This is a genomic window from Streptomyces sp. NPDC041970, from assembly GCF_055588985.1.
This window is the reverse complement of sequence record NZ_JBVJCD010000065.1, coordinates 13,355-31,863: the sequence shown is the minus strand read 5'-3', so window position 1 is coordinate 31,863 and position 18,509 is coordinate 13,355. Positions and strand designations below refer to the sequence as shown.

Here is an 18,509-nt window from a genome sequence, read left to right as displayed (position 1 = left end):
CCCCCCCCCCCCCCCCCCCCCCCCCCCCCCCCCCCCCCCCCCCCCCCCCCCCCCCCCCCCCCCCCCCCCCCCCCCCCCCCCCCCCCCCCCCGGCCGGTCGGAGGGGCTCCCGAGTCCCGCCGTTCATTCCTCGCGGGTGTGGAGCGCGTAGAACACGGCGCAGAAGACGCCCGCCCCGACCACCAGCCCCAGCACGGTCGACCGCAGCACGCTGCTGTCCGTGAGGCTCACCAGGAACCCGATCGCACTCGCGGTCAGCGCGCCGTACGCGACGGCCCGCAGCTCACGCGGGAGGGACCGCCGCATCCGGCCCAGCGCGAAGCAGAGGGCCGCCAGCACCGCCCCGGAGACGAGGCCGAGCACGACCTGCCCGCCGGTGCTGGGGCCGCCGTCGCGGCGGATGAACGCCGCGTAGAAGCCGTAGATCACGCCGAGCACCAGCGGGAGCGCCCAGCCGAGCGCCGCGTGGTCGCGGGTCCCGGTCCGAGCACGGGAGTCCCTGCGGCCGGGCATGGATGCGTGTGTGGCCATCGCGGACAGCTCCTTCCGTCGCCCCCCGTCGCACGCCTCGTCCCTCCAGAGCACACCCGCCCGCGTCGCCCGGCAACTCGAATGGCGTACGGCCCGGAGCAGGCGGGCTCCGCACAGGCTTCCCTGGAGGGGTGCGGACCTCTCTGACAGCAGCTCTCTCGGCAGTCCTGCTCGTCGCGCTCGCTGTCCTGGTGCCGTTGAGCGCGCTCGCCGCCTGGGTCGACCTGGAGATCGACGACACCGACCGGTACGTCGCCGCCGTCTCCCCGCTCTCCTCCGATCCGGCGGTGCGGACGACCGTCGCGGACGTGGTCACGGACGAGGCGATGCGGCGGATCGACCTCGGTCCCCTCCAGGACACCGCACGAGACTTCCTGCACCGGACCGTGCGGTCGTTCACCGCCGACGAGGCCTTCCGCAACGCCTGGTCCACCGCCAACCACACCGCCCACGAAGCGGTGAGCGCCGCCCTGGACGGCGAGGGCGGCCGCCCCGTGACGATCGACCTGGCGCCCGTGATCGACCAGGTCAAACAGGACCTGGTGCGCGACGGCGTACCGTTCGCGGACCAGATCCCGGTCCAGCGGACGGAGATCACGGTGCTCGGCCCCGACCAGGCCGACGACTTCAGGCGTTCGTTCCGGTGGCTGCGCTACTGCAGCATCTGGCCCGCCGTCGCCACCCTGGTGCTCCTCGTCCTGGTGGTGGGCATCGCGACGGTACGGCGCGGGGTGCGGGCCGGTTTGTGGGCCACGGGGACCATCGGCGCCGGCTTCGTGCTCGGGGCGATCGTGCTGTACGTCCTGGTGGCGACCGGGCGGGGCCGGGTGCTGGACGAGGTGCCGGACAGCGACCGGAACGCCGCGGCCGCCGTCGTCGACGCCCTGACCGCCTCGCTGCGGACCACGGTCTGGACCGTCCTCGCGATCGGGGCGATCCTGCTCGTGGGAGCGGTGGCGGCCCGCGTTCTCCAGCGGCGCGGCACCACCGGCGGCGGCCCCGCGAACGCGACATCCCGCCCCGCGGGCGAGGCGGGACGGGATCAGAGCTGACCGGCGCCGGGGGGGGGGGGGGGGGGGGGGGGGGGGGGGGGGGGGGGGGGGGGGGGGGGAGGGGGGGGGGGGGTGGGGGGGGGGGAGACAAGACCCAGTAAAGGAGAGGGAGCACCCCCCACCACCCCCCCCCCCCCCCCCTCCCCCCCCCCCCTCCCCCCCCCCTCTTTCCCCCCCCCCCCCCCCCCCCCCCCCCCCACGGTCGGCGCCCTCAGTGCTCGGGCAGGCGGCCCTGGAGGCGCTCCATCTCACGACGGTCGCGCTTCGTGGGGCGGCCCGCGCCCCGATCCCGTACGGGGACCTGGAGCGCGACCTCGCGGGGCGGCGGGGGCGGGCTGTTGTCGACGAAGCACTCCACGGCCACCGGGGGGCCGACGCGCTTCTTCACGATCTTCGAGATGACGACCACCCGGTCCCGCCCCGCGTGCCGCAGCCGCACTTCGTCGCCCACGCGCACGGCCTGGGCGGGCTTGGCCCGCTCGCCGCCGACCTTCACGTGTCCTGCCCGGCACGCGGCCGCCGCCTGCGCACGGGTCTTCGTGAGCCGGACCGACCAGATCCACACGTCGACCCGGACGCTTCCCTCCGCCTGCGGCGCGTCACCGGAAACCATGGGTCCGACTCTAGAGGGTGGCGCGTGGGCGGCGCCCCGGAGGACTCCCCCGCGTGAGGGCGGCCGGACGACGGACGGTGCCGGCGTCCCCGAAGAGCAGGGGCGCCGGCACCGCGACAGCCGGGTGGGATCAGACGCCGATGTCGCGCCCGTCCTTGCGCCAGACCGCGACGACGGAGGGGCGGACGATCTTGCCCGGTCCGTCGGGCCAGGTGCTCGCCGGCTTCTCCACCGACGCCCCGTCGAGCTCGCCCGGATGCTGCACGGCGACCAGGACGCGGCGGTCCTGGATGACCGGGCCACAGGTCTCCGCACCGGTCGGGACCGTCAGGAACTGCTTCAGCTCGCCACGCCGGTCACCCTGCGTCGCCACACCGAAGAGTCCGTCGTGCGAGCCCAGCTTGTTGCCGTCCGTGGAGATCCACAGGTTGCCGTGGGCGTCGAACGCCAGGTTGTCCGGGCAGGAGATGGGGCTGACGTTCTCCTTGGGGAAGCCCGCGAAGTACGTCGACGGGTCCTCGGGGTCGCCCGCGACGAGGAACAGCCGCCAGGCGAACCCGTCGCTCGTCGGGTCGTCCCAGTTCTCCGCCAGCTCCAGGACCTGGCCGTGCTTGTTGTTGTTGCGCGGGTTCGCCTCGTCCGCACCGGCCTTGCCCGCCTTGCCGCGGTCCGTGTTGTTGGTGAGCGCCACGTAGACCCGGCCGGTGCGCGGCGAGGGCTCGACGTCCTCGGGGCGGTCCATCTTGGTCGCGCCGACCTTGTCACCGGCGAGCCGCGTGTAGACGTACACCTCGTCGGCGGTCATGCCGGGAACGTGCGAGGTGGTGCCGGTGGCCAGCGGGATCCAGACGCCGCTGCCGTCGAACTCCCCGTCCAGGGGCAGCTTCCCGGTGCCGTCGATCTCGGTGGTCGGCGAGTCCCCGGTGAGCTTGGCGACGTACAGGGTGCCCTCGTCCAGCAGCGTCAGGTTGTGCTCGCGGGCGGCCCGCGAGTTCCCCTTCTTCATCTGCTTGCTGGAGACGAACTTGTAGAGGTAGTCGAACTTCTCGTCGTCGCCCATGTAGACGACCGGACGCCCGTCGGACGTCAGCCGGGGCTCCGCCGCCTCGTGCTTGAAACGGCCCAGCGCGGTCCGCTTGCGCGGGGTCGAGTCGGGGTCGTACGGGTCGAGTTCCACGACCCAGCCGAAGCGGTTGGCCTCGTTGGGCTCCTTCGACAGGTCGAACCGGTCGTCGAACCGCTCCCACTTGCGCTCCGTGGCGCCCGAGCCGATCCCGTACCGCTTGTGCATGTCGGTGGAGCCGTTGGCGAAGTACTGGTTGAAGTTCTCCTCGCCGTGCAGCGTCGTGCCCCACGGCGTGGTGCCGCCCGCGCAGTTGTTGAGGGTGCCGAGCACCTTGCGGCCGGTGGGGTCGGCGGACGTCCGCAGCAGCGGGCTGCCCGCCGCCGGGCCGGTGACCTGGAACGCGCTGGTCGCGGTGAGGCGGCGGTTCAGCGGGTGGCGGTTGACCGGGCCGAGCTTGCCGGTGCGGTGCTCCTCCTGGACGACGACCACGGAGAGTCCGTGCGCCGCCCAGGCGATCTCGACCTGCTCGCGCGTCGGGTTGGCCGGGTCGTAGCCACGGAACATGAGGATCTCGTCCGTGTACTCGTGGTTGGCCACCAGGACCTGGCGGCCGTGCTCGCCGCGCAGCGGCAGCAGCGAGAGGAAGTCGTTGTTGTAACCGAACTGCCCTGCCTGCGCCTTCGCGGACTGCTTGTCCGGGTCGAAGGCGGGGGCCCCGCGCAGAATCGGTTCGCCCCACCGGATCACGACGTTCTGGCCGTATCCGTTGGGGATGGTCACCTTGTCGTCCGTGTTCGGCGCGACCGGCGAGAACCGCAGGCCCCGCGCACCGTACGGGGTCAGGTTGTCCGGCTTCCCCGGCTTGTACCCGTTGCCGGCGAGCGCGGCGGCCTCGGCCTGCGGCGCGTTCGGCCCGGCCAGGGCGGCAGTCCCGGCGGCGGTGGCGACGGTGACCACGGCGGCGGCGCGCATCATCGAGCGGCGCGACAGGACACCGGCGATGATGTCACCGGCGTAGGCGTTGTCGCTGGTGTTGGGGGTCTCCTTGAAACAAGCGTCCCCGCAGCGGAAGCGACAGGTCAGCGCGGAACGCCCGCCCGGATGTGAGCTGATGAGCGGCAGCAGATTGCGCACGTGGATTTCCCTCCGTCTGTGTGTCGTGCGTGACGGTAGGTGGAGCTCCACGCGGTCCGACTGACTGCCGGTGAACAGAGGGTGAAGTCCGGGACACCGCTGCCCTCCGGCCTCGGGCGCGGCCGCGATCCGGCGTGCGGACCCGGTCCCACCACGGCTTCGGGCACGGTTCGGTCGACGCCGGGGCGGGCCGCACCGGCGAACGGCCGGAACCGGCCGCTAACCTTACGTATCCGTCCTGGTCAGGGATGAATTCGCCCAGGTCGGACATTCCCCGCACCCAACTCATGCGAAAGGCCTCGCCCATGGGCATTCGGAGCTTGCTGCGCAAGGTGTTCGGCCGCACGGAGCAGGACGCGCCGACCACGGCCACCGTCCCGCCCCAGGCCGAGCGCACCCAGCTCAACCAGGGGGACCCGGAGGGCACTTCGGCCGCCGAGCCCGCAGCGGAGCCGAAGGCGTCGATTCCGGCCCCGGCCTCGCGCGCCTCCTCCTCCCCGGAGTCTTCTTCCCCGGCGTCCTCCTCGGACACGTCGTCCACCGGCTCCGCCTCCGCTGCCGACGCCGACTCCACGGAGCGTGACAACACGAAGGCCGCCGACCTGGTGGCGGCGGCCTTCGACAAGGCGGCCGTCCCGTCGAAGCCCAAGCCGACCGTCCCCGCGCAGGGCTCGGCCCCCGAGGACGCCCCGGAGCCGGAGCCCGCCCCCGCCGCCGAGGCCCCGAAGGCGGAGGAACCCGCCGACCGGCCCGAGGCGGAGCCGGTCACGGCCGAGAAGCCGGAGACCGAGCCGGTCACGGCCGGGGAGACCGCCCCGGAGGCGGTCCCGGTCGCGCCCGAGGAGCTTGCGGCGATCACGATCGACTTCGACCTCGACGAGGCCGCCGAGCCCACCGCCCCGAAGCCGGAAGCCGCCTCCGAGGCCGCTCCCGAGGCCGCGGCGGCGCCCGAAGCAAAGGCCGCCCCAGCAGCAGCCCCCGCCGCCGACCCGGAGTCGCAGCCGCAGCCGGAGCCGGAGCCGGTCGCCGCGGACGCTCCCGCGACCGACGAGACCCCGGCCGATACGGAGACCCCCGAGGCCACCTCGCCCCCGCAGGCAGAAGAAGCCGAGGGGGAGGAAACCACGGCGCGGGAGTCCGAGGCACAGGAACCCCAGGCGGAGGAGACCTCGGCGGAGGAGACCCCGGCGCAGGAGACCCAGGCGCCGGAACCTGCTGCGGAGGAGCCCAAGGCCCAGGAAGCCCCTGCGGAGAAGCCCGCACAGGCCACCGAAGCCGCCGAGCCCGCCGAAGCCCCCGCTCCCTCCGAGGCTCCCGAGCCCGCCGTAGCCGCCGAGCCCTCTGCGGAGGCCGAGCCCGCCGAAGCCCCTGCTCCCTCCGAGGCTCCCGAGCGCGCCGCAGCCCCCGAGCCCGCCCAGCCCACCGACACCCCCGAGCCCGCAGCGGACGCCGAGCCCGCGGCAGCCCCCGCCGCCGCAGCACCCGCCGCCGCCCCCGCCAACGCCAAGCCCGCCGTCTCCCTCGCGCGGGTCACCTCGCGGGCCCCCCGGCTCGCCGCCCCGTACAAGGCGGCGCAGGCGGCGCTCAAGGCGCACGGGCTGACCGGATTCCGCGCCCGCGTCTACCTGGTGCTCGACCGCTCCGGTTCCATGCGGCCGTTCTACAAGGACGGCAGCGCCCAGCACCTGGGCGACCGCACGCTCGCGCTCGCCGCGCACCTGGACGAGAACGCCACCGTGCCCGTCGTCTTCTTCTCGACCGAGATCGACGGCACCGGGACGCTCGAACTGGACGGCCACGAGAGCCGCGTCGACGAGCTGCACGCCGGACTGGGCCGCCTGGGCCGTACCCACTACGAACAGGCGATCGCGGAGGTCGTCGGGGACTACGAGCGGTCGAGGGCCTCCGGTCCGGCGCTCGTCGTGTTCCAGACGGACGGCCCTCCGGACGCCCGGCAGGCCGCCCGGCAGGCGCTCGCGGACGCGGCGCGGCTGCCGCTGTTCTTCCAGTTCGTCGCCTTCGGCGAGCGGGACGCGAAGGGCTTCGACTTCCTGCGGAAGCTGGACGCCCCGAACGCCGGCTTCTTCCACGCGGGCCCGACCCCGCGCGACATCCCGGACGCCGAGCTCTACCGGGAGGTCCTGGCCGGGCTGCCGGCCTGGACCGCCGCACGCGGGACCGGCTCCGAGGGCTGATCGACCGCCGGCCGTGCGGTCGCGGCGAGGCCGCCGCCCTCCGGGGCCCGGCGCCGCCGTGACCGCACGCCCCGGCGAGGAGACCGGGGCCCTCACCTCCTGATCGACGCGGCCGCCGCACACCGCGGGCCCGCGTATCGAGGCGGAGGGAGCTTTCCGGGGCCGTTAGGATTTCGGCCATGGCGGCCACTGGAATCGAGAAGCAGGGGGCGACGGCGTACTACGTCTCGACCCCCATCTACTACGTCAACGACGCTCCTCACCTGGGCCACGCCTACACGACCGTCGCAGGCGACGTGCTCACGCGCTGGCACCGCCAGCGCGGCGAGAAGGTGTGGTACCTCACCGGCACGGACGAGCACGGTCAGAAGATCATGCGCACGGCCGAGGCGAACGACGTCACCCCGCAGGCCTGGTGCGACAAGCTCGTCGAGGAGGCGTGGAAGCCCCTCTGGGAGCACCTGAACATCGCGAACGACGACTTCATCCGGACGACGGAGAAGCGGCACACCGACCGTGTGCAGGAGTTCGTGCAGGACCTGTACGACAAGGGCGAGATCTACAAGGGCGGGTACGAAGGCCCGTACTGCGTAGGCTGCGAGGAGTACAAGCTCCCCGGCGACCTGATCGACGGCGAGGGCGCGACCGCCGGGCAGAAGCTCTGCCCGGTGCACAAGAAGCCGGTGGAGCTCCTCAAGGAGGAGAACTACTTCTTCAAGCTCAGCGCCTACGGTCCGAAGCTGCTGGAGTTCTACGCGGCGAACCCGGACTTCATCCAGCCCGAGTCGGCCCGCAACGAGGTCGTCAACTTCGTCGAGCAGGGCCTCCAGGACCTGTCGATCTCGCGCTCCACCTTCGACTGGGGCGTCCCGGTCCCGTGGGACGACCAGCACGTCATCTACGTGTGGATCGACGCGCTGCTCAACTACGCGACGGCCGTGGGCTACGGCGCCAACCAGGAGAAGTTCGACGGCACCTTCCCGGCGAACGTGCACCTGATCGGCAAGGACATCCTCCGCTTCCACTCGGTGATCTGGCCCGCGATGCTGATGGCGCAGGGCCTGCCGCTCCCCGGCAAGGTCGTCGCCAACGGCTGGCTGATGGTCGGCGGCGAGAAGATGTCCAAGTCCAACCTGACCGGCATCAAGCCGCAGGACCTGACCTCGCACTTCGGTGTGGACGCCTACCGCTGGTACTTCCTGCGGGCCATCGCGTACGGCAGCGACGGGTCGTTCTCCTGGGAGGACTTCACCGCCCGCTACACCTCCGAGCTGGCCAACGACTACGGCAACCTCGCCTCGCGCGTCGCCGCCATGGTCGGCAAGTACTTCGGCGGGGCGCTGCCGGAGGCCACCGCCGCCGGAGACGCGGAGCGGGCCGTGCGGGAGGGCCTGGCGAAGGCCGTGGCGACCGCCGACCGGAAGATCGGCGAGGAGCTGGACTTCCAGGCCGGCATCCTCGCGGTGTTCGACTTCGTGAAGCAGGTCAACGGCTACATCACGGAGCAGGAGCCGTGGAAGGTGGCCAAGGACACCAGCCCCGAGGGGCAGGCCCGCCTCGCCACCGTCCTGTACACGGCCGCCGAGGCGCTGCGCGGGGTCGCGGTCCTGCTCAACCCGGTGATGCCGGACACCTCGCAGAAGCTGTGGGAGTCGTTGGGCGCCGAGGAGTCGCTGGGCGCGCTGGCCGAGCAGCGGGTCCAGGACGCCGGCGCCTGGGGCGTGCTGCCCGCCGGGGCGACGGTGACCAAGGGCGCGGTGCTCTTCCCGCGCCTGGAGGAGAAGCCGGCGTGACCCCCGTACGCCACCGCCCGTGACGCCCAGGAGTCCGGGACCGCCGCACGCGGTCCCGGACTCCTGCCGTACGGGGCCCGGCGACGGCCGCCGCTCAGCGGCTCAGCGTCTCCGCGTCGCCCATCACGATCACCGGCTTCAACGCCGGGTCCAACGTGCGCAGGAGTTCCCTCATCCGCTCCTCCGGGATGGAGACGCATCCCTGGGTCGGGCCCCCGTGGTCCACGTGCACCCAGATGCCGCCGCCCCGCTCCAGGCCGAGGGGGCGGGTGCGGTCCAGGGGGCTGACGCCCGCCGTGCGGTTGTAGTTGATCGCGACGACGTAGTCGAAGGAGCCTTCCAGGGGCTCCCCGAAGAACCCCTCGCCGTCCACCGCGAACCGGGGGTGCTCGTCGTACGGGAGCAGGGACCCCGGATCGGGGAGCCGGCCGCCCGCGTCGGTGAGCGTGTAGACGCCCCTCGGGGACTTCAGGTCGCCGGCCATGTGGTGGTCGGTCCAGCCCGCCATGCCGTTGTGCGCCTTCCACGGCCCCGCCGCCGGCCGCCAGCCCTTCCCGGCGCCCGCGCGGCTGTACAGGACCGCGCTGGACCGGTGGGAGTCGGCGGCCTCCCCGGTCACGACCAACGCCTGCCGGGCCTCGTCGGGGATGCGCGCTCGGGTGCGCGGCCCCAGCCCCGGAATCCCCGCCGGTCCCGCCTCCGCGCCGCGCGAGGTCCGGTCCGCGGGGGCCGCGTCGGACTCCGGGCCCGCGGCGCCCTTCCTCGGCGCGGCGGGCGCGGTGGCGGGGGAGGAGCCGAAGGCGCAGCCGGTGAGCAGCAGAGCCAGGACGAGAAGCGGTGCGGTGAGCAGAGCGGGCGGGCGGCGCGGGACGGACACGGTGGGGGGCTCCTCGGTGGCAGCGGACGGCGCGGCGGGGTCCGGCAGGGGTGTCGCTGCCAGTCCTTGCCGGTCCCGGCCCGGCCGAACCCGAACCGGGGCCATCCGGCTGTACCGCGTCGCCCGGCCGTCGGGGAGGTTTCCGGCCCCCGCGACACAACAGCCCCCGATCGGGTGATCGGGGGCTGTTTCACGTGAAACATCCACGCGGCGGAGCGGTGGAGGCTACGAGGCGGCGGGCTTCTCCGACGCGCCCTTGGCGGCGACCGGCTTGCGCAACTGGATGTTCAGCTCGCGCAGGCGCGTCTCGTCCAGCTCGGTGGGAGCGCCCATCATCAGGTCCTGGGCATTGCCGTTGAGCGGGAAGGCGATCGTCTCGCGGATGTTGGGCTCGTCGGCGAGCAGCATCACGATGCGGTCGACGCCCGGAGCGATGCCGCCGTGCGGCGGGGCGCCGAGGCGGAACGCGCGCAACATGCCGGCGAACTCCTGCTCGACGGTCTCGCGGTCGTAGCCGGCGATCTCGAAGGCCTTGAGCATCAGTTCCGGCTCGTGGTTGCGGATCGCGCCCGAGGACAGCTCGATGCCGTTGCAGACGATGTCGTACTGCCAGGCGAGGATGTCGAGCGGGTCCTTCTCCTCCAGGTCGGCGAGGCCGCCCTGGGGCATCGAGAACGGGTTGTGCGAGAAGTCGATCTTCCCGGTCTCCTCGTCCTTCTCGTACATCGGGAAGTCGACGATCCAGCAGAACCGGAAGACGCCCTCCTCGAAGTGGCCGGCGCGCTTGGCCGCCTCGACCCGGACGGCCGACATGATCTTGGAGACCTCGTCGAACTCGCCCGCGCCGAAGAAGACGGCGTGGCCGGGGACCAGCGACAGGCGCTCGGTGAGCGTCTTGACGTCGGCCTCGGTGAGGAACTTGGCGATCGGCCCGGCCAGCGTGCCGTCCTCGCCCACGCGCACCCAGGCCAGGCCCTTGGCGCCGTGCTCGACGGCGTACTCGCCGAGGCCGTCGAAGAACTTGCGGGACTGGCCCGCCGTGTCCGGGACGGGCAGCGCGCGCACGTGCTTGCCGGCGAAGGCCTTGAACCCGGAGTCGGCGAAGACGTCCGAGATGTCGACCAGCTCCAGCTTGGCGCGGAGGTCCGGCTTGTCGTTGCCGTACTTCAGCATCGACTCGCGGAACGGGATGCGCGGGAACGGCGACGTGACCTCGCGGCCGTTGCCGAACTCGGTGAACAGCTCCGTCATCAGCTTCTCGATGGGCTGGAAGACGTCCTCCTGCTCGACGAAGGACATCTCGACGTCGAGCTGGTAGAACTCGCCGGGCGAGCGGTCCGCGCGGGCGTCCTCGTCGCGGAAGCAGGGCGCGATCTGGAAGTAGCGGTCGAAGCCCGAGATCATCAGCAGTTGCTTGAACTGCTGCGGGGCCTGCGGCAGCGCGTAGAACTTGCCGGGGTTCAGCCGGGACGGGACGACGAAGTCGCGGGCGCCCTCGGGCGAGGTCGCGGTGAGGATGGGGGTCGCCATCTCGTTGAAGCCGAGGGCCACCATCTTGGAGCGGATGGAGGCGATCACGGCCGAGCGCAGCATGATGTTGCGGTGCATCCGCTCGCGGCGCAGGTCGAGGAAGCGGTACTCCAGGCGGCGCTCCTCGTTGACGCCGTCCTCGGTGTTGATCGTGAAGGGCAGCGGGCCGGCCTCGCCGAGCACCTCGACCTCGGTGACCTCGATCTCGATCTCGCCGGTCGGCAGCTCCGGGTTGACGTTGTCGGCGCCGCGCGCGGAGACCTTGCCGTCGACGCGGACGACGGTCTCCTTGGTCAGCTTGGCCAGGGCGTCGTTGCCGGGGGTGCCGGGGCGGGCGACGAGCTGCACCAGGCCGTAGTGGTCGCGCAGATCGATGAAGAGGATGCCGCCCAGGTCTCGGCGATTGTGCAGCCAGCCGCTCAGCCGGACGTCGGTGCCGACGTCAGAGGCGCGGAGCTCGCCGCAGGTGTGGGACCTGTACCGATGCATCGTCGTTCATCCAGTCTTCGCGGTTGGGGGTGGATCGAGCCACCCCAGGCTACCGTCCGGGGCCGGGCCGCTTCATTTCCCTGCGCCGTGCGCACCCGGCCGGCGGCCCCCGCCGCTCCGCCGGGTCGGTGACGGGCTCCGTCCGGCCCTCGCCGGGCCGGGCCGCCGACCGGGTCCCCTCGGTGGCGTACGCCGAACTTATCTTCCTAAAGTGGGGCAATGCGCACCGAGGAAGTCCTGGCCGCGATCGCGACGGGCCTGTGGCGCTGGGACAACGCAGCCGGCACGGTCACGCTCGACGCGGAGGCGGCCCGGCTGCTCGGCCTGCCCCCCGTGCCCGGAAGCTACCGGGACTCGGCGGTGCGCTCCCGTTTCCACCCGGTCGACTGGAACGAGATCAACGCGGTGGTGAACCTCGCCGTCGTCGAGGGCACCCTGGCCGAGTCGCGGCTGCGCATCGTGGACGAGCGCGGGCAGGTGCTCCGTACCGTGCGCAGCCGCTCCAAGCCGGTGATCCGGTCGGGCCGGGACCCCGGTGACTACGTCCTCATCGGCACGCTCCAGGAGGTCGCCGAGCCGACCCACGGCGCTTCCGCCGCCCGCACGCCGATCACCGGGGACTGGCGGCGCTCCAGGGAGGCGTTCCTCCTGGACGCCGGACGCGGGCTGGCGGAGGCCCGGTCCACGGAGGAGGTCCTGCGGGTCGCCGCCTCGCTGTCCATGCCCGGCTTCTCCCCGGACGGGCTCGCGGTCTTCGGCTCCGCCGGAGGGCGGCTGACGATCGTCGGGCACCACGGCCACAACCTGGGCGACGAGGAGCCCTTCTCCGACATGCCGCTGGAGACCGACTACCCGGCCGCCGAGGTGGTCCGCACTGGCCGTGCGATCTACCTCCCCTCCCCCGAGGAGTACCGCCGCCGCTACCCCGCCACCTGGTCGCTCGCCCGGCGCTTCGGACGGCAGTCCTGGGCCTTCCTGCCGCTGGTCTCCTCGGGCCGCACGATGGGCGCCTGGATGGCCGGGTTCCGGCACCCGGTGGCGTTCTCCCCCGACGAGCGGGCCGTCCTGTCGACCGTCGCCCGGATGCTCGCCCAGGCCCTGGCCCGCGCCGGGGCCGCCGAGACCGAACGCGAACTGTCGCTCGGCCTCCAGCGCTCGATGATGCCGACGCTGGGGCCGCGCATCCCCGGCATGGCGGTGGCCGCGCGGTACGTGCCGACCGGCGGCGGGCTCCAGGTCGGCGGCGACTGGTACGACATGATCGCGCTGCCCAACGGCCGGATCGCCCTGGTCATCGGCGACGTCCAGGGCCACGACGTGCGGGCGGCCGGACTGATGGGCCAGCTCCGCATCGCCCTGCGCGCCTACGCCTCCGAGGGGCACCGCCCGGACGCGGTGCTCGCCCGCGCCTCGCGGTTCCTGTCCGGGCTCACCGACGCCTACGAGAGCGTCGAGGGCGACGACGAACCCCCGACGCCCCGCTTCGCGACCTGCCTGTACGCGGAGGTGGACCCGGAGACCGGCGTCCTGGACATCGCCCGCGCGGGCCATCCGGACCCGGTGGTGATCAGCTCCGACGGCACGGCGGTGATCCGGCAGACGGCGGGCGGGCTGCCGCTCGGCATCGACACCGACGCGGACTACCCCACCACCCGCGTGGTGCTGGAGCCCGGCGAGACGATCATGCTGTGCACGGACGGGCTCATCGAGACCGGCGGACACGACATGGCCACCGGCTGGACGCGGCTGCGCCCGGTCCTGGAGCAGCCCGCCGAGGACCTGGAGCTGTTGGCCGACGCCCTGGTCCAGGCCGTGCACGGGCCGACCTCGCACCACACGACGGGGCCGCTCGCCGACCGGCGCGAGGACGACATCGCGGTCCTGGTGCTGCGGCGCGAGAGCACCCCCACCCGGCGGACGCCGCCGCGCCGCATCGCCCTGACGATCGCGCAGGCCGAGCCCGAGCGGATCTCCGTGGCCCGCCAGCTCGTGCGCGAGCTGCTGCACGACTGGGCCGGCCCGGACCAGGTCGACTCGGCGGTCCTGATGGTCTCCGAGATGGCCACCAACGTGCTGGTCCACACGGACGGGGACGCGCTGATGATCGCGGAGGTCTCCGGGGAGCGGGGGGAGCGGCGGCTGCGCGTCGAGGTCGCCGACGCCAGCGACGAGCTGCCGCACAAGCGGCGGCCCGGCGAGATGGCCTCCAGCGGGCGGGGGCTGGTGCTGATGGAGATGCTGGCGGACGCGTGGGGGGTGGACCCGCGCGGCGAGGGGAAGTCGATCTGGTTCGAGCTGTGCGAGTCGGATGAGTCGGACGAGTCGGACGTACCGGAGGAGCCCGTCGTACCGGAGGAGCCGGCCCCGTCCTGACGGCGTCGCCGTCCGGGGGCGGGGCGGGGCGGGACGGCCTCACGGTCCGGCGGTCGGCGGCGCGCCGGAACCCCGGCGCAGCTCCCCGAGGATGCCGACGGCCGCCGCGCACAGGGGCACGGCGAGCAACATGCCGAGCAGCCCGGCCACCCCGGCCCCGGCCGTCAGCGCGACCATCACCAGGGCGGGGTGCATCTGGACCGTGCGGCTCTGGATCACCGGCTGGAGCACATGGCCCTCCAGCACCTGGACCGCGAGCACCACCCCCAGCGCCCACAGGGCGATCACGAACCCCCGGTCGGCCAGCGCGACGAGCACCGCGACGGCGCCGGAGATGAACGCCCCGAGGTAGGGGATGTACGCGCCGACGAAGACCAGCGCGCCGAGCCCCACCGCTCCGGGCACGTCCAGGACCAGCAGCCCCACCGTGATGCAGAAGGCGTCGATCAGGGCGATGAACGTGGTGCCGCGCATGAAGCCCTCGACGGCCTCGAAGGCCCGCCGCCCCATGGCCTCCACCAGGTCGCCGGTGCCGCGCGGGGCGACCCTGTGGGCGAGCCGTACGGCCCGGTCGGAGTCGCGCAGGAAGAAGAAGGTCAGCAACAGGGCCAGCACGGCGGTCGCGACCAGGGAGCCGACGAGGCTGATGCCGGTGAGCAGGCCGCCGGCGGCGCTCGCCCCGAACTTCTCGAACAGGTTCTTCGCGCCGCCGGCGAGGTCGTCCACGTCCGGGGCGCCGGCGATGTCCAGGTGGTCGACGACCCACTGCCCGGCGTCCTTCAGCGAGGCGGCGATCTGGCCGCCGGTGTCGATGAGGGCGGTGACGACGATGTACCCGGCCCCGCCCACCACCGCGACGAGCGCCGCGCACGTGAGGCCCGCCGCCAGAGACCGGTTGACGCCGTGGGCGGTGAGCCGGCGGTGCACGGGGCTGAGCAGCGCGGTGCCGAGCAGGGCCAGCAGGACCGGGGTGACCGCGGTCTTCAGGGCGACGACCAGCCAGATCGCGACGGCGGCGACGCCCGCGACGAGCAGGAGGACGGCGCACCAGGCCGCCGTGCGCCGGGCGCTGTCGGGGAGCAGGGGCTCGTGTGCGGGCACCCTCCCACCCGACCACGGCGTACGCCGCCTGTCCCGCCCGCCGCCCCCGTACGGGTGACGGACCGTCACCCGGCGGAAGCGGCGGGCGGACGGGAGCGTGCACACCGCGCCGCGGACGCGCCCCCCGGCGTGAGTGCCGGTGTGTCACATGCCGTGGACCGCGGGGACGCTGCCGAGGCGGCCCGCCTGGAAGTCCTCGAAGGCCTGCCGCAGCTCGGCCTGACTGTTCATCACGAAGGGCCCGTAGTGCGCCATCGGCTCCCGGATCGGGCGGCCGCCGAGCAGGACGACCTCCAGGTCCGGGGTGTTGCCGTCCTGCCGCTCGTCCGCGCGGACGGTCAGCGAGCCGCCGGAGCCGAACACCGCGGTCTGCCCGAGGCGGACGGGGCGGCGCTCCGCGCCGACCGTGCCGCGCCCGGCCAGGACGTAGGCGAGCGCGTTGAACTCCTCGCGCCACGGCAGGGTCACCTCGGCGCCGGGCCGCACGGTGGCGTGGATCATCGTGATCGGGGTGTGGGTGATGCCCGGACCCTGGTGGCCGTCCAGCTCGCCGGCGATGACCCTGAGCAGCGCGCCGCCGTCGGGGGAGGCGAGGAGCTGGACCTGGCCGCCGCGGATGTCCTGGTAGCGGGGGGCCATCATCTTGTCGGCCTTCGGCAGGTTGACCCAGAGCTGGAGGCCGTGGAAGAGCCCGCCGGACATGACGAGCGACTCCGGGGGCGCCTCGATGTGCAGCAGGCCCGAGCCGGCGGTCATCCACTGGGTGTCGCCGTTCTCGATGGTGCCGCCGCCGCCGTGGGAGTCCTGGTGGATGAAGCTCCCGTCGATGAGGTAGGTGACGGTCTCGAACCCGCGGTGCGGGTGCCAGGGCGTCCCCTTCGGCTCGCCGGCCGCGTAGTCCACCTCACCCATCTGGTCCATCAGGATGAACGGGTCCAGGCGCCGGTGATCGATGCCCGCGAACGCGCGGCGGACCGGGAAGCCCTCGCCCTCGAATCCGCTGGGCGCGGTGGTGACGGTGAGCACGGGGCGGGCGGCGGCCTCACCCGGTACGGCCACCTTGGGCAGGGTCAGCGGATTGTCGACGGTCACTGCGGGCATGGAAGCCACCTCCGGGCGAGTGTTCTGCGACGAATTTAGTTGAACGGTGAACATCTTGCAAGGCGTGCGGCATTCCCCACCGGGCCCGCACCACCCCCGGACAGCCGGAAGGGCCCGCGCCCCTTCCGGCGCGGGCCCTCGCCCGTACAACGAAACCGCAGGCCAACCGCGCGCGGCGCGGCACCACGGCGTGGACCGACTAGCCGTACATGCGGCGCATCGCGAAGTCGACCATCTGCTCGACGGCCTTGGCGTCGAAGACCATCCGGTGGTCGCCCTCCATGTCCAGGACGAAGCCGTAGCCCGTCGGCAGCAGGTCGATCACCTCGGCGCCGGTGATCACGAAGTACTTGGAGTCCTTGCCCGCGTAGCGTCGCAGCTCCTTGAGCGTGGTGAACATCGGGATCACCGGCTGCTGCGTGTTGTGGAGGGCGAGGAAGCCGGGGTTGTCGCCGCGCGGGCAGTAGACCTTCGACGAGGCGAAGATCTGCTGGAAGTCCTCCGCGGACAGGGAGCCGGTGGTGAAGGCCCGGACCGCGTCGGCCAGGGAGGGCGGCGACGGTTCGGGGTAGAGCGGCTGCTCCCCGTAGCCGCCGCCCATCTGACCCATCTGCTGCTGAGCACCAGGGTTCTGGTCGTAGCCGTACATGCCGCAAAGAGTAATCGGACACATCTGCGGCTTGAGGGGTTGCGCCTTATTACTGACGGGTAGCATCATCGTACGGGTGAGCTGCTGGACCTCTGTCCGCCTGACGCCCGACCCGTTCGCTCTCCGGGGCGCCGCGCGCCACTGCTATTGATTACGGAGCCTTCCCATGGGGCACTACAAGTCGAATCTCCGCGACATCGAGTTCAACCTCTTCGAGGTCCTCGGGCGCGACCAGCTCTACGGCACCGGTCCGTTCGCGGAGATGGACGTCGACACCGCCAAGAGCATCCTGGAGGAGATCGCCCGTCTCGCGGAGAACGAGCTGGCCGACTCCTTCGCCGACGCCGACCGCAACCCGCCGGTCTTCGACCCGGAGACCCGGACCGCGCCGGTCCCGGCGAGCTTCAAGGCGTCGTACCAGGCCTTCATGGACTCCGAGTACTGGCGCCTCGGCCTCCCCGAGGAGATCGGCGGCACCACCGCCCCCCGCTCCCTGATCTGGGGCTACGCGGAGCTGCTGCTCGGGTCGAACCCGGCCGTCTGGATGTACTCCTCCGGCCCCGCCTTCGCCGGCATCCTCTTCGAGGAGGGCAACGAGGAGCAGAAGAAGATCGCGGAGATAGCCGTCGAGAAGCAGTGGGGCTCGACGATGGTGCTCACCGAGCCGGACGCCGGCTCGGACGTGGGCGCCGGGCGGACCAAGGCCGTGCGGCAGGAGGACGGCTCCTGGCACATCGAGGGCGTGAAGCGCTTCATCACCTCGGGCGAGCACGACATGTCCGAGAACATCATCCACTACGTGCTGGCCCGCCCCGAGGGCGCGGGACCGGGCACCAAGGGCCTGTCGCTCTTCATGGTCCCGAAGTTCCACTTCGACTGGACCACCGGCGAGCTGGGCGAGCGCAACGGCGTCTACGCCACCAACGTCGAGCACAAGATGGGCCTCAAGGCGTCCAACACCTGCGAGATGACGTTCGGCGACCGGCACCCCGCCAAGGGCTGGCTGATCGGCGACAAGCACGACGGCATCCGCCAGATGTTCCGCATCATCGAGTTCGCCCGCATGATGGTCGGCACGAAGGCCATCGCCACCCTCTCCACCGGCTACCTCAACGCGCTGGAGTACGCCAAGGAGCGCGTCCAGGGTCCCGACCTGGCGAACTTCATGGACAAGACCGCGCCCAAGGTCACCATCACGCACCACCCCGACGTGCGCCGCTCGCTCATGACGCAGAAGGCGTACGCCGAGGGGATGCGCGCCCTCGTGCTGTACACCGCCTCGGTCCAGGACGCGATCCAGCAGCAGGAGGCCGCGGGCGAGGACGCCAAGGCGCTGAACGGCCTCAACGACCTGCTGCTGCCGATCGTCAAGGGCTACGGCTCCGAGAAGTCCTACGAGCAGTTGGCGCAGTCCCTCCAGACGTTCGGCGGCTCCGGGTACCTCCAGGAGTACCCGGTCGAGCAGTACATCCGGGACGCGAAGATCGACACCCTCTACGAGGGCACCACCGCGATCCAGGGCCAGGACTTCTTCTTCCGCAAGATCGTCCGCGACCAGGGCGCCTCGCTCAACACGCTCTCCGAGGAGATCAAGAAGTTCCTCGCGGGCCACCAGGGCAACGAGGAGCTGGCCCCGGCGCTGGACTCGCTCGCCACGGCGGCCGCGGACCTGGAGGCGATCGTCGGCACGATGATCACCGACCTCACCGCGACCGGCGAGGACGTCAAGAACATCTACAAGGTGGGCCTCAACACCACCCGCCTGCTGATGGCCTCCGGCGACGTCGTCGTCGGCTACCTGCTGCTGCGGGGCGCGGCCGTGGCCGCCGAGAAGCTGCCCAGCGCCCCCGCCCGCGACGCCGCCTTCTACCGGGGCAAGATCGCCGCCGCGAAGTTCTTCGCGGCGAACGTCCTGCCGGGCGTCTCCACCGAGCGCGCGCTCGCCGAGTCCGTCGACAACTCCCTGATGGAGCTGGACGAGGCCGCGTTCTGACCACCCCGTCCT

At 72.5% G+C, this 18,509-nt stretch carries 13 protein-coding genes; 5 read left to right on the top strand and 8 right to left on the bottom strand.

Features of this window, described 5'->3' with window-relative positions; translation table 11 throughout:
- Window positions 1–123: 123 nt before the first annotated feature.
- Window positions 124–531 carry a hypothetical protein gene (locus tag ACZ6EJ_RS24250; RefSeq protein ID WP_469269939.1) on the bottom strand — a complete coding sequence of 136 codons (408 nt, stop codon included), beginning with the start codon at window positions 529–531 and terminating at the stop codon, window positions 124–126.
- 131 nt (window positions 532–662) lie between these two features.
- Between ACZ6EJ_RS24250 and ACZ6EJ_RS24245 the strand changes: the two genes are divergently transcribed.
- Window positions 663–1,583, top strand: coding sequence for a hypothetical protein (locus tag ACZ6EJ_RS24245; protein ID WP_469269938.1), 921 nt, complete (start codon window positions 663–665; stop codon window positions 1,581–1,583).
- 211 nt (window positions 1,584–1,794) lie between these two features.
- On the opposite strand, the gene ACZ6EJ_RS24240 is transcribed toward ACZ6EJ_RS24245, so the two are convergent.
- Together ACZ6EJ_RS24240 and ACZ6EJ_RS24235 are read right to left on the bottom strand one after the other, a co-directional pair.
- Window positions 1,795–2,196: an RNA-binding S4 domain-containing protein gene (locus ACZ6EJ_RS24240; protein ID WP_469269937.1), complete on the bottom strand. Its 402-nt coding sequence runs from the start codon at window positions 2,194–2,196 to the stop codon at window positions 1,795–1,797.
- A 130-nt stretch (window positions 2,197–2,326) separates the two neighbouring features.
- The gene (locus ACZ6EJ_RS24235; protein WP_469269936.1) at window positions 2,327–4,396 is read right to left on the bottom strand and encodes a PhoX family protein; all 2,070 of its coding nucleotides are present in this window, start codon (window positions 4,394–4,396) and stop codon (window positions 2,327–2,329) included.
- 305 nt (window positions 4,397–4,701) lie between these two features.
- Between ACZ6EJ_RS24235 and ACZ6EJ_RS24230 the strand changes: the two genes are divergently transcribed.
- Together ACZ6EJ_RS24230 and metG are read left to right on the top strand one after the other, a co-directional pair.
- Complete coding sequence (locus tag ACZ6EJ_RS24230; RefSeq protein WP_469269935.1) at window positions 4,702–6,591, top strand: VWA domain-containing protein; 1,890 nt, start codon at window positions 4,702–4,704, stop codon at window positions 6,589–6,591.
- A 179-nt stretch (window positions 6,592–6,770) separates the two neighbouring features.
- Window positions 6,771–8,384, top strand: coding sequence for a methionine--tRNA ligase (gene metG, locus ACZ6EJ_RS24225; RefSeq protein WP_469269933.1), 1,614 nt, complete (start codon window positions 6,771–6,773; stop codon window positions 8,382–8,384).
- A gap of 94 nt (window positions 8,385–8,478) precedes the next feature.
- On the opposite strand, the gene ACZ6EJ_RS24220 is transcribed toward metG, so the two are convergent.
- Both ACZ6EJ_RS24220 and aspS read right to left on the bottom strand, forming a co-directional pair.
- Window positions 8,479–9,261 (bottom strand): hypothetical protein, encoded by a 783-nt coding sequence (locus ACZ6EJ_RS24220; RefSeq protein ID WP_469269932.1) that lies wholly within the window; start codon window positions 9,259–9,261, stop codon window positions 8,479–8,481.
- A 225-nt stretch (window positions 9,262–9,486) separates the two neighbouring features.
- Complete coding sequence (gene aspS, locus ACZ6EJ_RS24215; protein ID WP_469269931.1) at window positions 9,487–11,280, bottom strand: aspartate--tRNA ligase; 1,794 nt, start codon at window positions 11,278–11,280, stop codon at window positions 9,487–9,489.
- A gap of 219 nt (window positions 11,281–11,499) precedes the next feature.
- Between aspS and ACZ6EJ_RS24210 the strand changes: the two genes are divergently transcribed.
- Window positions 11,500–13,653: an ATP-binding SpoIIE family protein phosphatase gene (locus ACZ6EJ_RS24210; protein ID WP_469269930.1), complete on the top strand. Its 2,154-nt coding sequence runs from the start codon at window positions 11,500–11,502 to the stop codon at window positions 13,651–13,653.
- Window positions 13,654–13,692: 39 nt separating this feature from the next.
- On the opposite strand, the gene ACZ6EJ_RS24205 is transcribed toward ACZ6EJ_RS24210, so the two are convergent.
- The 3 genes from ACZ6EJ_RS24205 to ACZ6EJ_RS24195 all read right to left on the bottom strand — a co-directional run bounded on the left by ACZ6EJ_RS24205 (window position 13,693) and on the right by ACZ6EJ_RS24195 (window position 16,504).
- On the bottom strand, window positions 13,693–14,754 hold the full coding sequence (locus ACZ6EJ_RS24205) for an AI-2E family transporter (protein ID WP_469269928.1): 1,062 nt from the start codon (window positions 14,752–14,754) through the stop codon (window positions 13,693–13,695).
- Between the two features lie 144 nt (window positions 14,755–14,898).
- The gene (locus ACZ6EJ_RS24200) at window positions 14,899–15,855 is read right to left on the bottom strand and encodes a pirin family protein (protein WP_469269926.1); all 957 of its coding nucleotides are present in this window, start codon (window positions 15,853–15,855) and stop codon (window positions 14,899–14,901) included.
- A 199-nt stretch (window positions 15,856–16,054) separates the two neighbouring features.
- Window positions 16,055–16,504 carry an SseB family protein gene (locus tag ACZ6EJ_RS24195; RefSeq protein ID WP_469269924.1) on the bottom strand — a complete coding sequence of 150 codons (450 nt, stop codon included), beginning with the start codon at window positions 16,502–16,504 and terminating at the stop codon, window positions 16,055–16,057.
- A 166-nt stretch (window positions 16,505–16,670) separates the two neighbouring features.
- Between ACZ6EJ_RS24195 and ACZ6EJ_RS24190 the strand changes: the two genes are divergently transcribed.
- On the top strand, window positions 16,671–18,497 hold the full coding sequence (locus tag ACZ6EJ_RS24190) for an acyl-CoA dehydrogenase (protein ID WP_469269922.1): 1,827 nt from the start codon (window positions 16,671–16,673) through the stop codon (window positions 18,495–18,497).
- The last annotated feature ends 12 nt before the right edge of the window (window positions 18,498–18,509 follow it).

Excerpts from the sequence above, each read along its gene's own strand:
- ACZ6EJ_RS24195 (WP_469269924.1), bottom strand. The coding sequence starts at position 16,504 with ATGTACGGCTACGACCAGAACCCTGGTGCTCAGCAGCAGATGGGTCAG.
- ACZ6EJ_RS24230 (WP_469269935.1), top strand. The coding sequence starts at position 4,702 with ATGGGCATTCGGAGCTTGCTGCGCAAGGTGTTCGGCCGCACGGAGCAG.
- ACZ6EJ_RS24250 (WP_469269939.1), bottom strand. The coding sequence starts at position 531 with ATGGCCACACACGCATCCATGCCCGGCCGCAGGGACTCCCGTGCTCGG.
- ACZ6EJ_RS24190 (WP_469269922.1), top strand. The coding sequence starts at position 16,671 with ATGGGGCACTACAAGTCGAATCTCCGCGACATCGAGTTCAACCTCTTC.
- ACZ6EJ_RS24240 (WP_469269937.1), bottom strand. The coding sequence starts at position 2,196 with ATGGTTTCCGGTGACGCGCCGCAGGCGGAGGGAAGCGTCCGGGTCGAC.
- metG (WP_469269933.1), top strand. The coding sequence starts at position 6,771 with ATGGCGGCCACTGGAATCGAGAAGCAGGGGGCGACGGCGTACTACGTC.
- ACZ6EJ_RS24210 (WP_469269930.1), top strand. The coding sequence starts at position 11,500 with ATGCGCACCGAGGAAGTCCTGGCCGCGATCGCGACGGGCCTGTGGCGC.
- ACZ6EJ_RS24200 (WP_469269926.1), bottom strand. The coding sequence starts at position 15,855 with ATGCCCGCAGTGACCGTCGACAATCCGCTGACCCTGCCCAAGGTGGCC.
- aspS (WP_469269931.1), bottom strand. The coding sequence starts at position 11,280 with ATGCATCGGTACAGGTCCCACACCTGCGGCGAGCTCCGCGCCTCTGAC.